At 70.7% G+C, this 14,256-nt stretch carries 13 protein-coding genes and 1 pseudogene; 11 read left to right on the top strand and 3 right to left on the bottom strand.

What is annotated here, in order from left to right:
- Positions 1-2: 2 nt before the first annotated feature.
- Entirely contained in the window at positions 3-485 is a 483-nt protein-coding gene (locus tag DSC45_RS32980; RefSeq protein WP_119295702.1) for a DUF3093 domain-containing protein, read from the bottom strand.
- Positions 486-542: 57 nt separating this feature from the next.
- Here DSC45_RS32980 and DSC45_RS32975 point away from each other — a divergent pair, with 57 nt between their 5' ends.
- The 8 genes from DSC45_RS32975 to DSC45_RS32940 all read left to right on the top strand — a co-directional run bounded on the left by DSC45_RS32975 (position 543) and on the right by DSC45_RS32940 (position 8,132).
- Positions 543-1,130, top strand: coding sequence for a PaaI family thioesterase (locus DSC45_RS32975; RefSeq protein WP_119295701.1), 588 nt, complete (start codon positions 543-545; stop codon positions 1,128-1,130).
- Positions 1,127-1,642: a dUTP diphosphatase gene (dut, locus tag DSC45_RS32970; RefSeq protein ID WP_205571483.1), complete on the top strand. Its 516-nt coding sequence runs from the start codon at positions 1,127-1,129 to the stop codon at positions 1,640-1,642. Before DSC45_RS32975 ends, dut begins: the two co-directional genes overlap by 4 nt.
- Position 1,643: 1 nt before the next feature.
- Positions 1,644-2,420, top strand: coding sequence for a DUF3710 domain-containing protein (locus DSC45_RS32965; RefSeq protein WP_119295700.1), 777 nt, complete (start codon positions 1,644-1,646; stop codon positions 2,418-2,420).
- Positions 2,421-2,597: 177 nt separating this feature from the next.
- Positions 2,598-3,344 (top strand): ABC transporter ATP-binding protein, encoded by a 747-nt coding sequence (locus DSC45_RS32960; protein WP_119295699.1) that lies wholly within the window; start codon positions 2,598-2,600, stop codon positions 3,342-3,344.
- Positions 3,345-3,511: 167 nt separating this feature from the next.
- Positions 3,512-6,061 carry a sensor histidine kinase gene (locus DSC45_RS32955; RefSeq protein ID WP_119295698.1) on the top strand — a complete coding sequence of 850 codons (2,550 nt, stop codon included), beginning with the start codon at positions 3,512-3,514 and terminating at the stop codon, positions 6,059-6,061.
- A gap of 31 nt (positions 6,062-6,092) precedes the next feature.
- Positions 6,093-6,776 (top strand): response regulator, encoded by a 684-nt coding sequence (locus DSC45_RS32950; RefSeq protein WP_119295697.1) that lies wholly within the window; start codon positions 6,093-6,095, stop codon positions 6,774-6,776.
- Between the two features lie 93 nt (positions 6,777-6,869).
- Positions 6,870-7,268: an OB-fold nucleic acid binding domain-containing protein gene (locus DSC45_RS32945; protein ID WP_119295696.1), complete on the top strand. Its 399-nt coding sequence runs from the start codon at positions 6,870-6,872 to the stop codon at positions 7,266-7,268.
- 3 nt (positions 7,269-7,271) lie between these two features.
- Positions 7,272-8,132, top strand: a complete 861-nt coding sequence (locus tag DSC45_RS32940; protein WP_119295695.1) for a DUF3159 domain-containing protein — start codon at positions 7,272-7,274, stop codon at positions 8,130-8,132.
- A 152-nt stretch (positions 8,133-8,284) separates the two neighbouring features.
- Here DSC45_RS32940 and DSC45_RS32935 read toward each other — a convergent pair whose 3' ends face one another.
- A complete protein-coding gene (locus DSC45_RS32935; RefSeq protein ID WP_119295694.1) occupies positions 8,285-8,962 on the bottom strand; it encodes a potassium channel family protein in 678 nt (225 codons plus the stop codon).
- Positions 8,959-9,630 (bottom strand): potassium channel family protein, encoded by a 672-nt coding sequence (locus DSC45_RS32930; RefSeq protein WP_119295750.1) that lies wholly within the window; start codon positions 9,628-9,630, stop codon positions 8,959-8,961. Before DSC45_RS32930 ends, DSC45_RS32935 begins: the two co-directional genes overlap by 4 nt.
- A 305-nt stretch (positions 9,631-9,935) precedes the next feature.
- Here DSC45_RS32930 and DSC45_RS32925 point away from each other — a divergent pair, with 305 nt between their 5' ends.
- The 3 genes and pseudogenes from DSC45_RS32925 to DSC45_RS32915 all read left to right on the top strand — a co-directional run.
- Positions 9,936-12,026, top strand: coding sequence for an APC family permease (locus DSC45_RS32925; RefSeq protein ID WP_119295693.1), 2,091 nt, complete (start codon positions 9,936-9,938; stop codon positions 12,024-12,026).
- Positions 12,027-12,102: 76 nt separating this feature from the next.
- A complete protein-coding gene (locus tag DSC45_RS32920; protein ID WP_119295692.1) occupies positions 12,103-13,473 on the top strand; it encodes a class I SAM-dependent RNA methyltransferase in 1,371 nt (456 codons plus the stop codon).
- Between the two features lie 507 nt (positions 13,474-13,980).
- Positions 13,981-14,256: pseudogene (locus DSC45_RS32915) on the top strand (DNA-directed RNA polymerase subunit alpha); the annotation flags it as partial.

Here is a 14,256-nt window from a genome sequence, read left to right as displayed (position 1 = left end):
GCCTAGCGGCTGCTCTCCGAGCCGCTGTGCGCGGCGCGGGCCTCGTTCACCGCCGTCACCAGGCGCTCCGGCTCACGCGTCGACAGGTACACGTACGGCGTCGGGTCCTCGGGGTCCTCCACCGGGATCCGGACGGCCGTACGCACGTAGCTGCGCAGCACCATGAAGGCGCGAGGGTCGGCCCGGTGCATCCGCCACTCGAGGGCGGCGGCCTCGTCGAGTGCCTCGGGTTCACCGAGCGCAGCCACCGGAATCTTCGCGTCACCGGCGACGAGCAGGCCCGCCACCACCCGGACCCGGGCCGAGCCGTACGCGCTGACGGCGACCGCGGCGAGGGCCCCGCCGCCGATCAGTCCGCCGAGCAGCGGCAGCGCGCCGAGGGGCAGCAGCATCACGCCGCAACCGATCGCGATCAGGACCGCGATCGCCCACCATGAGCGGGGCGCGGTGAGGCGTTCGTCGTAGTTCTGGGCGGAAGGCTGCATGAATCAAGCTTGGCACGGTGCGTGGCCGTCGACGGAGCGCGGGTAAGGTCTGCGCCTGTGACTGGACGAACACCTTCCCTGACGCCACCGGAAGACGCCGTGGCGCCGGTGCGCCACGCGGACGCCCCAGCTCCGGGCGAGCTGCTGGGCGCGCACTACGAGTACTGCTTCGGCTGTGGCGACGGCCAGCCGCACGGGCTGCACCTGCAGGCCAGGACTGCCGACGAAGGTGTCGCGCTGACCGCCGAGTTCACCGTGCTGCCCGAGCACCAGGGAGCGCCGGGCCTCGCCCACGGTGGCGTCCTTGCCACCGCGCTCGACGAGACGCTCGGCTCGCTGAACTGGCTGCTGCGGGTCATCGCGGTCACCGGCCGGCTCGAGACCGACTTCGTACGGCCCGTCCCGGTGGGCACCGTCCTGCATCTGGAGGCCGAGGTCACCGCGGTCGCCGGGCGGAAGATCTACTCGAAGGCGACCGGCCGGATCGGCGGCCCCGAGGGGCCCGTCGCGGTCCGCGCCGACGCGCTGTTCATCGAGGTCAAGGTCGACCACTTCATCGACAACGGCCGCAGCGACGAGATCCAGGCCGCGATGGAGGACCCCGACCAGGTCAAGCGCGCCCGTGCCTTCGAGGTGAACCCGTGAGCCGCCTGCCCCTCGACGTACAGATCCGCCGCCTCGACCCGGAGGTGCCGCTGCCCGAGTACGCGCAGCCCGGTGACGCGGGCGCCGATCTGCGGACGACCGAAGCCGCCGAACTCGCCCCCGGCGAGCGAGTCGTGCTGCCCACCGGGGTGTCGATCGCCCTGCCCGAGGGGTACGCGGCCTTCGTGCACCCTCGTTCGGGTCTTGCCGCTCGCTGCGGTGTGGCCCTCGTGAATGCCCCAGGGACGGTTGATGCCGGGTACCGTGGGGAGATCAAGGTGATCGTGGTGAATCTCGATCCGCGCGACTCCGTACGGTTCGAGCGCTTCGACCGGATCGCCCAACTGGTCGTTCAGCAGGTCGAGAAGGTCCGCTTCCGAGAGGTGGCGGAACTCCCCGGATCCGTGCGGGCCGAGGGGGGCTTCGGGTCCACCGGCGGGCATTCCGCCGTGAGCGGCCGCGAGGGTGGGAATCGATACGCTTCGGTCGTATCCGACCGGGAAGGACAGTGACGTGTTCGGACGTCGTAAGAAGGGTGCCGCCGACGACGCGGCCGGCGAGGCCGAGCAGGTCGTCGATGACGTGGACACCGAGTCCGCACAGGACCCGGCGGACGACGAGGGCAAGCCCCAGCGGGCGAGCCTCCCGCCGGCGCCCCGTCCAGACGGCCCCTGGGACATCACAGAGGTTCACGAGCCCGGCGAAGGCCGCGTCGACCTGGGCGGCGTCTTCGTGCCCGGAGTCGAGGGCATGGAGCTGCGCGTGGAGGTCGCCGGTGACGCCATCGTCGCCGCGACGGTGGTGCTGAGCGACAGCGCTCTGCAGCTGCAGGCGTTCGCCGCTCCCAAGAAGGAAGGCCTGTGGGGCGAGGTCCGGGCGGAGATCGCGTCCGGTATCACCCAGCAGGGCGGGGTCGTCGACGAGATCGAAGGCGCGCTCGGCTGGGAGCTGCGGGCCCAGGTTCCGGTGCAACTGCCGGACGGGACCGGCGGTTTCCAGGTGGTCCGGTTCGTCGGCGTGGACGGCCCGCGCTGGTTCCTGCGCGGAGTGATCTCCGGTCAGGGCGCGGTACAGCCCGAGGCCGCGGGGCTGCTCGAGCAGGTCTTCCGCGACGCGGTCGTGGTGCGTGGCGAGGGCCCGATGGCCCCGCGCGACCCGATCGTCCTCAAGCTGCCGAACGACGCGCAGATGGTCCCCGAGGGCGTGCAGCAGGAGACCCAGGAGGAGTCCCGGTTCGCCGGCGGCATGGGTCAGCTGGCGCGCGGGCCCGAGATCACCGAGGTGCGCTGAGCAGCCGATTCCGGCGGCCGGCCAAGCCTGGCGAGACGGAGAGGGCCGTACCCCGACGGGGTGCGGCCCTCGGCCTGTCCGGGCGCGCTGCGAGGGCGGGCTCCGGCCATTGCCCGCCGCAACGGCCCCCGGCCATACTGGCGCCCGGCGTTTCAGGGGCGTACGGGGGAGTGGCACATGACCGACAGGACCGACAGGACCGGTGGGACGGCCGTGGCCGGTGCGGCCGAGGGGGACGGCGGCGGGGAACCGATGGTCCGCGTCGAGGACCTGAGCCGGACGTACGGCGTCGGAGCGGCCGCCGTGCATGCGCTGCGCGGTGTGACGTTCACCGTGCCGCGCGGGGAGCTGGTCGCCCTCAAGGGCCGCTCCGGATCCGGAAAGACGACGCTCCTGAACCTGGTCGGCGGGCTCGACGCCGCGGACGGCGGCAGTGTCACGGTCGACGGCCTCGACCTCGGCACGCTCGGCGAGAAGGGCCTGCTGGAACTGCGCCGCGAGCGGATCGGCTTCATCTTCCAGTCGTTCGGCCTGATCCCGATCCTGTCCGCCGCGGAGAACGTGGGCGTACCGATGCGGCTGCGCAAGGAGGACCCACGCGCGCGTGACGAGCGCGTCGAGCTGCTGCTCGGTCTGGTCGGTCTCGCCGACCACGCCCGTCAGCGCCCGGGCGAACTCTCCGGCGGTCAGCAGCAGCGCGTCGCCATCGCGCGCGCCCTCGCCAACCGGCCCGCCCTGATCATCGCCGACGAGCCGACCGGTCAGCTCGACGCGGAGACCGGGCACGCGGTGATGGAGCTGCTGCGCGCGGTCGTGCGCAGCGAGGGCGTCACCGCGCTGGTAGCCACCCACGACGCGGCCATGCTGGACCTGGCGGACCGGGTCCTGGAGCTGAACGACGGGCGGATCGTCGAGCACGGCTGACCGCTGCGGGGCCTGCCGGGTCCCGGCGTCCGGACTCGTCCGCGCATCAGAATCCCGTCAAAGCACGTCGCTCACGACCACTCGGTCCGATTTGCCGGTATTTCCGGCCGTAAGGTCTACGGGGGCCCACGGGGCGTGCACAGCGGCAATCGGAAGACAATGGGGCCATGGGACGCGGAACACGCGGGAAACTCCGCATCTACCTCGGCGCTGCACCGGGCGTGGGCAAGACCTACGCCATGCTCGCCGAGGCGCACCGGCGGGTGGAGCGCGGCACCGACTGCGTGGTCGCCTTCGTGGCGCACCACGACCGGCCACGCACCGAGGAGATGCTGCACGGCCTCGAGCACCTGGCGCACAAGGACCTCGAGTACCGCGGAACGTGGTATCCGGAGATGGACGTCGACGCCGTACTGGAACGGGCCCCGGCCGTCGCCCTGGTCGACGAGCTCGCCCACACCAACGTCCCCGGCTCCCGCAACGCCAAGCGCTGGCAGGACGTCGAGGAACTGCTCGCGGCCGGCGTCGATGTCATCACCACGGTCAACATCCAGCACCTCGAATCACTCGGCGACGTGGTCGAGTCCATAACCGGCGTACGGCAGCGCGAGACCGTCCCCGACGAGGTGGCCCGCCGTGCCGAGCAGCTGGAGCTGGTCGACATGGCGCCGCAGGCCCTGCGCCGACGCATGGCGCACGGCAACATCTACAAGCCCGACCGCATCGACGCAGCCCTGTCGAACTACTTCAGGCCCGGCAACCTCACCGCGCTGCGCGAGCTCGCCCTGCTGTGGGTGGCCGACCGCGTCGACGAGTACCTGCAGCAGTACCGCGGCGAGCACAACATCCGCACCACCTGGCAGGCCCGCGAACGCATCGTCGTCGGCCTCACCGGCGGCCCCGAGGGACGCACCCTCATCCGCCGGGCCGCGCGGATGGCGGCCAAGGGCTCGGGCAGCGAGATCCTCGCCGTCTACATCGCCCGAAGCGACGGCCTGACCGCCGCTTCGCCCAAGGAACTCGCCGTCCAGCGCACCCTGGTCGAGGACCTCGGCGGCACCTTCCACCACGTCATCGGCGACGACATACCCGTATCGCTCCTGGAGTTCGCCCGCGGCGTCAACGCCACGCAGATCGTGCTCGGTTCGAGCCGCCGCAAGACCTGGCAGTACGTGTTCGGGCCCGGCGTCGGCGCCACCGTCGCCCGGGACTCGGGGACCGACCTCGACGTCCACATCGTCACGCACGAGGAAGTCGCCAAGGGGCGCGGTCTGCCCGTCGCCCGGGGCGCGCGGCTCGGGCGGTCCAGGAACATCGCCGGCTGGGCCGTCGGCGTCGTGGGACCCGCACTCCTCGCGTTCCTGCTGCTGCACATCGACATCGATCTCGGCCTCGCCAACGACATGCTGCTGTTCCTGTCGTTGACGGTCGCCGCGGCGCTGATCGGCGGGCTGCTGCCCGCGCTCGCCTCGGCCGCCTTCGGCTCGCTGCTCCTCAACTACTTCTTCTCGTCGCCGACGCACCGGATGACGGTCTCCGACCCGAAGAACATGGTCGCGATCGTCGTCTTCGTCGGCGTCGCGCTGTCCGTCGCCTCGGTCGTCGACCTGGCCGCCCGGCGCACCCACCAGGCCGCCCGGCTGCGTGCCGAGTCGGAGATCCTGTCGTTCCTCGCGGGCAGTGTGCTGCGCGGTGAGATGACGCTCGACTCGCTCCTCGAGCGGGTGCGCGAGACCTTCGGAATGGAGTCCGTGGCGTTGCTGGAGCGGGCCGGCGACGTGGATCCCTGGACGTGCGCGGGCAGTGTCGGACCGGGCTCGCCGAGCCGGCCCGAGGACGCCGATGTCGACATGCCGGTCGGCGACCACATGGCCCTGGCCCTGTCCGGGCGCGTACTTCCGGCGGAGGACCGCCGCGTGCTCGCCGCCTTCGCCGCGCAGGCCGCCGTCGTACTCGACCGCAGACGCCTCCAGGATGAGGCGCAGCAGGCCCGCACCCTCGCCGAGGGCAACCGCATCAGGACCGCCCTCCTCGCCGCCGTCAGCCACGATCTGCGTACCCCGCTCGCGGCGATCAAGGCGGCGGTCAGCTCGCTGCGCTCCGACGACGTCGACTGGTCCGAGGAGGACCGGGCCGAGCTGCTCGAAGGGATCGAGGACGGCGCCGACCGGCTCGACCACCTGGTCGGCAACCTGCTCGACATGTCCCGCCTGCAGACCGGCACCGTCACCCCGCTGATCCGCGAGATCGACCTCGACGAGGTGGTGCCGATGGCGCTCGGCGGAGTCCCCGACGGCAGCGTCGATCTGGACATACCCGAGACGCTGCCGATGGTCGGCGTCGACAAGGGCCTCCTCGAGCGGGCCGTCGCCAACATCGTCGAGAACGCCGTCAAGTACGGTCCCGACGCGCACCGCGTCACCGTCGCCGCCAGCGCGCTCGGCGACCGCGTGGAACTCCGCGTCGTGGACCGCGGCGTCGGCGTTCCCGACGACGCCAAGGACCGCATCTTCGAACCCTTCCAGCGCTACGGCGACGCCCCGCGCGGGGCCGGCGTGGGGCTCGGTCTCGCGGTGGCCCGCGGCTTCGTCGAGTCCATGGGCGGCACGCTCAACGCCGAGGACACCCCCGGCGGCGGCCTCACCATGGTGCTCACCCTGCAGGCCGTGGACCGCCCTGCTCCCGTGCCCCACCTCCCCGCCCCGGTCATCTCATGACCGTGGGCGCACCACCGGAAAGGCAGGCCCCATGACCCGGGTGCTCGTGGTCGACGACGAGCCGCAGATCGTGCGCGCCCTCGTGATCAACCTGAAGGCACGCAAGTACGACGTCGACTCCGCGTCCGACGGCGCCTCCGCCCTGCGGGCCGCGACGGACCGCCACCCCGACGTCGTCGTGCTCGACCTCGGGCTTCCCGACATGGACGGCGTGGACGTCATCAAGGGCCTGCGCGCCTGGACCCGGGTGCCGATCCTGGTCCTGTCCGCCCGGCACAGCTCCGACGAGAAGGTCGAGGCGCTGGACGCCGGAGCGGACGACTACGTCACCAAGCCGTTCGGCATGGACGAGCTGCTGGCCCGGCTGCGCGCCGCCGTACGCAGGGCGGAGCCGACCGGCGGCGAGGAGGAGGGTGCCCTCGTCGACACCACCGACTTCACCGTCGACATGGCCGCCAAGAAGGTCCACCGCGACGGCCGCGACGTACGCCTGACCCCCACCGAGTGGCACCTCCTCGAGGTGCTCGTCCACAACACCGGGCGCCTGGTCAGCCAGAAGCAGCTCCTCCAGGAGGTCTGGGGGCCCTCGTACGGCACCGAGACGAACTATCTGCGGGTCTACATGGCCCAGTTGCGCCGCAAGCTGGAGTCCGATCCCTCGCATCCGCGGCACTTCATCACCGAGCCCGGCATGGGGTACCGGTTCGAGCCGTGAACAGGGCGGCGATCCGGGCTGTGAGCGTGCCCGCGCGCGCACGGTGACCGACGGCATGGGACCGGGGTGGCCCGCCCCCGGTACGCTTTGTTCATGAGTGCTGTTTCTGGTTCCGACAAGCCGGCCGGCAGGTTCCGCCGGATCCTGGACCGGCTCTCCTCCTCGCAGGAGGAGCTGGAGTCGGAGGAGCTCCGTGAGGACTCCGCGACGGCGGGCTGTCTGCGTATCGGCGACTGCCAGGACCGCGAGGTCGTGACCGTTACTGGTACCTTGCGGACGGTCACTCAGCGGCCACGCGCCGGAGTGCCCGCCCTCGAGGCCGAACTCTTCGACGGCAGCGCCGCGCTCGACGTGGTGTGGCTGGGCAGGCGAGCCATCGTCGGGATAGAACCCGGTCGCAAGCTGATCGCCTCCGGCCGGATCTCGATGAGCCGGGGCCGCAGAGTGCTGTTCAATCCGAAGTACGAACTCAGACCGCTCGGACGGGAGTAGCCGGTGACGTCAGTCGACAAGCCGACCGACCACACCACACGGCAGGGGGACGAGGAGGACGGCGACACGAGGGCCGTCACCGAGGCCGCCCTCTTCGAGGCCTTCGGCGGTCTGCGGGGTCTGATCGAGACGGTCCTTCCGGGCCTGCTCTTCGTGACGATGTACACGATCAACAAGGACCTGAAGTCCGCCGCCATCGCGGCCGTCGCGGTCGCCGTCGTGCTCGTGGTCGTCCGGCTCGCCATGAAGGACACCGTCAAGCACGCCTTCAGCGGCGTCTTCGGCGTCGGCTTCGGCGTGGTCTTCGCGATGATGACCGGGAACGCCAAGGATTTCTACCTGCCGGGCATGCTCTACACCCTCGGCCTGGCCCTCGCGTACATCATCACGGCCGCCGCGGGTGTGCCGCTGATCGGCCTGATCCTCGGCCCGGTCTTCAAGGAGAACCTCTCCTGGCGTACGCGCAATCCCGGCCGCAAGAAGGCGTACACCAAGGCGAGTTGGGCCTGGGGCCTGATCCTGCTGGCCAAGGTCGCGATCCTCTTCCCGCTCTACTGGTGGGCGGACACCACCCAGTTCGGCTGGGTGACCATCGCTCTGAAGATCCCGCCGTTCCTGCTCGCCGTCTGGCTGACCTGGGTCTTCCTGGCCAAGGCGCCGCCGCCCATCGATGTGTTCGCGGAGATGGAGGCGGAGGAGAAGGCCGAGGAGGAGCGGAAGAAGCGCGCCGAGGCCGGTGCCACCGACGACCCCTTCGCCCGCACCGTGGAGCCGATGGTCGAGGAGGCGCTGCAGGACCTCGCCGACGGCCAGGACACCGCGGGGGAGCGGGAGTCGGGGCGGGCGCGGCACCGTAAGCCGTAGCGGCCGCCGCGCGGATCGCACGGGCTCGTACCGTGAACGAACGGGCTCGTGAAGGAACGGGCTCGTGAACGAACGGGCTCCTACCGTGAACGAGGGGCGGTCCCGGAACACCACGTTCCGGGACCGCCCCTCGTGTGTACCCGTGCGAAGGATCAGCCCGTCGCGTCCTCGCGCCGGACCGACAGCAGGTCCTCCAGCTGCTCCTCGCGGGCCTGCGCGGCCACGAACAGCAGCTCGTCGCCCGCCTCGAGCAGGTCGTCGATGGTCGGCGACATCACCCGCGTACCGCGGATGATCGTCACCAGGGACGTGTCCTGCGGCCACTGGATGTCCGAGATCCGGGTGCCGGCCAGGGCGGACTCCGGGGGCAGCGTCAGCTCCACCAGATTCGCGTCGCCGTGGCTGAAGCGCAGCAGGCGGACCAGGTCACCGACGCTCACCGCCTCCTCGACCAGGGCCGACATCAGGCGCGGTGTGGAGACCGCGACATCGACGCCCCAGGACTCGTTGAACAGCCACTCGTTCTTCGGGTTGTTGACCCGGGCGACGACCCGCGGCACCCCGTACTCCGTCTTCGCCAGCAGCGAGACGACCAGGTTGACCTTGTCGTCGCCGGTCGCCGCGATGACGACGTTGCACCGCTGCAGCGCCGCCTCGTCGAGCGAGGTGATCTCGCAGGCGTCGGCGAGCAGCCACTCCGCCTGCGGCACCCGCTCCACCGAGATGGCGGTCGGTGCCTTGTCGACCAGCAGGACCTCGTGCCCGTTCTCCAGGAGCTCACCGGCGATGGAACGTCCCACCGCACCCGCTCCGGCAATGGCGACCCTCATCGGTGACCGCCCTCCTCGGGGCCCTCCGCGAAGGCCGCCTCGACCTTCGCGATCTCGTCCGTACGCATCATCACGTGCACCAGATCGCCCTCCTGCAGAACCGTCGCCGAGGTCGGCAGGACCGCCTCGCCGAGCCGGGTCAGGAACGCCACCCGCACTCCCGTCTCCTCCTGCATCCGGCTGATCCGGTGCCCCACCCAGTCCGTGGAGGTGTGCACCTCGGCCAGCTGGACGCCGCCCGTCGGATCCCGCCACAGCGGTTCCGCGCCGGACGGCAGCAGCCGGCGCAGCATCTGGTCCGCGGTCCAGCGGACCGTCGCGACCGTGGGGATGCCGAGCCGCTGGTAGACCTCGGCCCGGCGCGGGTCGTAGATGCGCGCCGCCACGTTGTCGATGCCGAACATCTCCCGGGCCACCCGGGCCGCGATGATGTTCGAGTTGTCGCCGCTGCTGACGGCGGCGAACGCCCCCGCCTCCTCGATGCCGGCGTCCCTGAGGGTGTCCTGGTCGAAGCCGACCCCGGTGACCCGGCGGCCGCCGAACCCGGCCCCCAGACGGCGGAACGCCGTGGGGTCCTGATCGATCACCGCGACCGTATGGCCCTGCTGCTCCAAGGTCTGGGCAAGTGCGGCTCCCACTCGTCCGCAGCCCATGATGACGATGTGCACGACCGTCCTTCCGGCATTCATCCCGTGGAGCGCCCATGCGCTCCCTCTGTCCGCGTCGGTCCACGACACCCGGCCGGCGCGCTCGGCGCTCCGTCGGCCGTTGTCGTGGCCCTGTGCGGTTCCGGTCCCCACACAGAGTGGCAGACCGCGGCCGAGGCTACACACGCGCGGTGGGCCGCGGGCACCCGGCCGGGGACCGCCGAACACCCCCGACGGACCGCCGGGCATCAAGGGATCGTTCAGATTCCTCCGCCACCGGGGGTGGTGGCTGGGAGAGGCCCATTCGAACGCTTACGATCGCGACCGTGTCCAAACTGACCGACGTGCCCAAACGCATTCTCATCGGGCGCGCACTGCGCAGCGACAGGCTTGGCGAAACGCTCCTGCCGAAGCGCATCGCACTACCTGTCTTCGCCTCCGACCCGCTCTCCTCGGTGGCGTACGCACCCGGCGAAGTGCTCCTCGTGCTCTCCATCGCCGGGGTCTCGGCGTACCACTTCAGCCCCTGGATCGCGGTCGCGGTCGTCGTGCTGATGTTCACCGTCGTCGCCTCGTACCGGCAGAACGTGCGCGCGTACCCGAGCGGCGGCGGCGACTACGAGGTGGCCAACACCAACCTCGGACGCCGCGCGGGCCTCACCGTCGCCAGCGCCCTGCTCGTCGACTACGTCCTCACCGTCGCCGTGTCGATCTCCGCCGGCATCGAGAACCTCGGCTCGGCCGTCCCTTTCGTCGTCGAGCACAAGCTCCTCTGCGCCGTCGCCGCCATCGTGCTGCTCACCCTGATGAACCTGCGGGGCGTCAAGGAATCGGGAAAGCTCTTCGCGATCCCCACCTACGTCTTCGTCGGCGGCGTCTTCCTGATGCTCCTGTGGGGCGCCTTCCGCGGACTCGTCCTGGGCGACGACATGAAGGCCCCCACGGCCGACTTCGAGATCAAGCCCGAGCACGGCGGCCTGGCCGGCTTCGCCCTGGTCTTCCTGCTCCTGCGCGCCTTCTCCTCCGGCTGCGCGGCACTCACCGGCGTCGAGGCGATCAGCAACGGCGTACCGGCCTTCCGCCGCCCCAAGTCGAAGAACGCCGCGACCACGCTCGCGATGATGGGCCTGCTCGCCGTCACCATGTTCTGCGGCATCATCGCGCTCGCCATGGCGACGAACGTCAAGATGGCCGAGCGCCCCGCCCACGATCTGTACCTGGACGGCTCGCCGGTCGGTGCCGACTACGTACAGCACCCGGTGATCTCACAGATCGCGGCCGCGGTCTTCGGCGACGGCACGTTCCTCTTCGTGATTCTCGCGGTGGCCACCGCGCTGGTCCTCTTCCTGGCCGCCAACACCGCGTACAACGGCTTCCCGCTGCTCGGCTCGATTCTGGCCCAGGACCGGTATCTGCCCCGCCAGCTGCACACCCGCGGCGACCGGCTCACGTTCTCCAACGGCATCGTGCTGCTGGCGGGAGCGGCCGCGCTGCTCGTCTGGATCTACGACGCCGACTCGACCCGCCTGATCCAGCTGTACATCGTCGGCGTCTTCGTCTCCTTCACGCTCAGTCAGACCGGCATGGTCCGGCACTGGAACCGGCTGCTGCGGACCGAGCGCGACCAGGCCAAGCGGCGGCACATGGTCCGCTCCCGTGCCATCAACACCTTCGGCGCGTTCTTCACCGGCCTGGTGCTCGTCGTAGTGCTGGCCACCAAGTTCACCCACGGCGCCTGGGTGGCCCTGCTCGGCATGGTCATCTTCTACGCGACGATGTCGGCGATCCGCCGCCACTACGACCGGGTCGCCGAGGAGATCGCCGCCCCCGAGGGCCCCACCGACGACACCGTGCGCCCCTCCCGGATGCACTCCATCGTCCTGGTCTCGAAGGTCCACAAGCCGACCCTGCGCGCGCTCGCTTACGCCAAGCTGATGCGGTCCGACACCCTCGAGGCCGTCAGCATCAACGTCGACCCGGACGAGACCCGCGCCCTGCGCGAGGAGTGGGAACGCCGCGGCATCACCGTCCCCCTCAAGGTCCTCGACTCCCCGTACCGCGAGATCACCCGCCCGATCATCGAGTACGTGAAGGGCCTGCGCCGGGAGAGCCCGCGCGACGCGGTCAGCGTGATCATCCCCGAGTACGTGGTCGGCCACTGGTACGAGCACCTGCTGCACAACCAGAGTGCCCTGCGCCTCAAGGGCCGCCTGCTCTTCACCCCGGGCGTGATGGTCACCTCGGTGCCGTACCAGCTGGAGTCCTCCGAGGCGGCCAGGAAGCGGGCCCGCAGGCGGGCGGACTGGAGCGCGCCGGGCATGGTGCGGCGGGGGCCGGTGGAGAAGAAGACGAAGCAGTCGGCCGGCCGGGGAGGGGGCCGTGCCGCGGACGGCGGTGGCTCGGGCAACGACGCGTAGGACAGGCCCGCCGGACGCGTAGACTCGAATGCTGTTGTCGCAACGCCCTTCCCCTGAGCTCTGGAGTCACCCCGCCATGCAGGCAGAACAGAAGAACGCACCGGTGGGGGAGCAGGGGCAGGAGGACGCCGGGAAGGTGTCGCTCGTCGGCCGTGAGTACGAGGTGGAGATCGGGCCCGTCGCCCACGGCGGCCACTGCATCGCGCGTACCGACGAGGGCCAGGTCCTCTTCGTACGGCACACCCTGCCCGGCGAGCGCGTGGTCGCCCGGGTCACGGACGGCGAGGAGGGCGCCCGCTTCCTGCGGGCCGACGCGGTCGAGATCCTGGACGCGTCCAAGGACCGCATCGCGGCCCCCTGCCCGTACGCGGGCCCCGGCCGCTGCGGCGGCTGCGACTGGCAGCACGCGAAGCCCGGCGCCCAGCGCCGCCTCAAGGGCGAGGTCCTCACCGAACAGCTCGAGCGTCTCGCCGGCCTCACCCCCGAACAGGTCGGCTGGGACGGCACGGTGATGCCCGCCGAGGGCGACAAGCTGCCCGCCGGCGAGGTCCCGGCCTGGCGCACCCGTGTCCAGTACGCGGTCGACGAGGACGGCAACGCGGGGCTGCGCCGCCACCGTTCGCACGAGGTCGAGCCGGTCGAGCACTGCCTCATCGCCGCACCCGGCGTCAGCGAACTCGGCATCGAGGAGCGCGACTGGTCGGGCATGGCGTCCGTCGACGCGATCGCCGCCACCGGTTCCCAGGACCGCCAGGTCATCCTCGAGCCCCGGCCCGGAGCCCGCCTGCCCCTCGTCGAACTCGACCGCCCGGCCTCCGTCCTCCGCGTCGCCGAACAGGACGGTGGCATCCACCGCGTGCACGGCCGCCCGTTCGTCCGCGAGCGCGCCGACGGCCGTACGTACCGCGTCGGCAACGGCGGCTTCTGGCAGGTCCACCCGAAGGCGGCCGACACCCTGGTCACCGCGGTGATGCAGGGCCTGCTGCCGCGCAAGGGCGACACCGCCCTCGATCTGTACTGCGGCGTCGGCCTGTTCGCCGCCGCGATCGCCGACCGGGTCGGCGACGAGGGCGCGGTCCTCGGCATCGAGTCCGGCAAGCGCGCGGTCGAGGACGCCCGACACAACGTCCGCGAGTTCGACCGCGTCCGCATCGAACAGGGCAAGGTCGAAGCCGCCCTCCCGCGCACCGGCATCACCGAGGCCGACCTCATCGTCCTCGACCCGCCCCGCGCCGGCGCCGGCAAGCAGACGGTCAAGCACCTCGCGAGCCTCGCCGCCCGCCGCATCGCCTACGTCGCCTGCGACCCGGCGGCCCTGGCCCGCGACGTGGCGTACTTCGCGGAGCAGGGGTACCGGGTGCGGACGCTGCGGGCGTTCGATCTGTTTCCTATGACGCATCATGTGGAGTGTGTGGCGATCCTTGAACCGGTCGCTAAGGTCTCCTGACCTGCAGGTTTACCCATGCGCATTATGTGCGGTGTGGGTGTTACGGGCGATATCTTGACGCTGAAATGACGCTCGTGACGCTCGTTTGACGCTCGATCTGATGGGGTGTCAGGCATGCTGTTTCGCCGGCCAGATCGTCTGCTGACCGCTTGAGTGTGGCCGGGTGCTGGGGCCTCGTGGCGCGAGGCGATGCACCTGTTTTAGGAGAGCAGATCGCTCAGTGCGCTCTTCACCTGCTGGTGAGTACCGGCGGAGCGATGCTGCGTGACGAGCGCGGTCGGAAGCGTGTTGGCGACGCCGCCATCGGCGACCGGTCGACGAGGCGCGGCGCAGTGTCCGGTCGGCGAAGGTGACTCGGCAGCTGCGGCCGGTAGGAAGCAGGTGCCGTGGCCCTATGTCGCACAAGGGTGCACTGCGGTTCTGTGTTGGTTTGCGCGAATACTGGCCGATACTCTGCGGTGTCTAAGGTGTCGCAAGGTGGGCGCCGAATTATGGAGGCGTCATCCCATGTTGATTGCTCAGCGTCCCTCGTTGACCGAAGAGGTCGTGGACGAGTTCCGGTCCCGGTTCGTGATCGAGCCGTTGGAGCCGGGCTTCGGCTACACCCTCGGCAACTCGCTGCGTCGTACGCTCCTCTCCTCGATCCCGGGTGCGGCGGTCACGTCCATCCGTATCGACGGTGTCCTGCACGAGTTCACCACCGTGCCGGGTGTCAAGGAGGACGTCACCGACCTCATCCTCAACATCAAGCAGCTGGTCGTCTCCTCGGAGCACGACGAGCCG

This window comes from Streptomyces sp. YIM 130001, from assembly GCF_003574445.1.
GTDB lineage: Bacteria > Actinomycetota > Actinomycetes > Streptomycetales > Streptomycetaceae > Streptomyces.
This window is presented reverse-complemented; position numbering and strand designations above follow the sequence as displayed.

What these genes read in the sequence shown, in the direction of transcription:
- DSC45_RS32980 (WP_119295702.1), bottom strand. Translation starts at nt 485, where the DNA reads ATGCAGCCTTCCGCCCAGAACTACGACGAACGCCTCACCGCGCCCCGC.
- DSC45_RS32960 (WP_119295699.1), top strand. Translation starts at nt 2,598, where the DNA reads ATGACCGACAGGACCGACAGGACCGGTGGGACGGCCGTGGCCGGTGCG.
- DSC45_RS32955 (WP_119295698.1), top strand. Translation starts at nt 3,512, where the DNA reads ATGGGACGCGGAACACGCGGGAAACTCCGCATCTACCTCGGCGCTGCA.
- DSC45_RS32950 (WP_119295697.1), top strand. Translation starts at nt 6,093, where the DNA reads ATGACCCGGGTGCTCGTGGTCGACGACGAGCCGCAGATCGTGCGCGCC.
- DSC45_RS32945 (WP_119295696.1), top strand. Translation starts at nt 6,870, where the DNA reads ATGAGTGCTGTTTCTGGTTCCGACAAGCCGGCCGGCAGGTTCCGCCGG.
- DSC45_RS32935 (WP_119295694.1), bottom strand. Translation starts at nt 8,962, where the DNA reads ATGAGGGTCGCCATTGCCGGAGCGGGTGCGGTGGGACGTTCCATCGCC.
- DSC45_RS32920 (WP_119295692.1), top strand. Translation starts at nt 12,103, where the DNA reads ATGCAGGCAGAACAGAAGAACGCACCGGTGGGGGAGCAGGGGCAGGAG.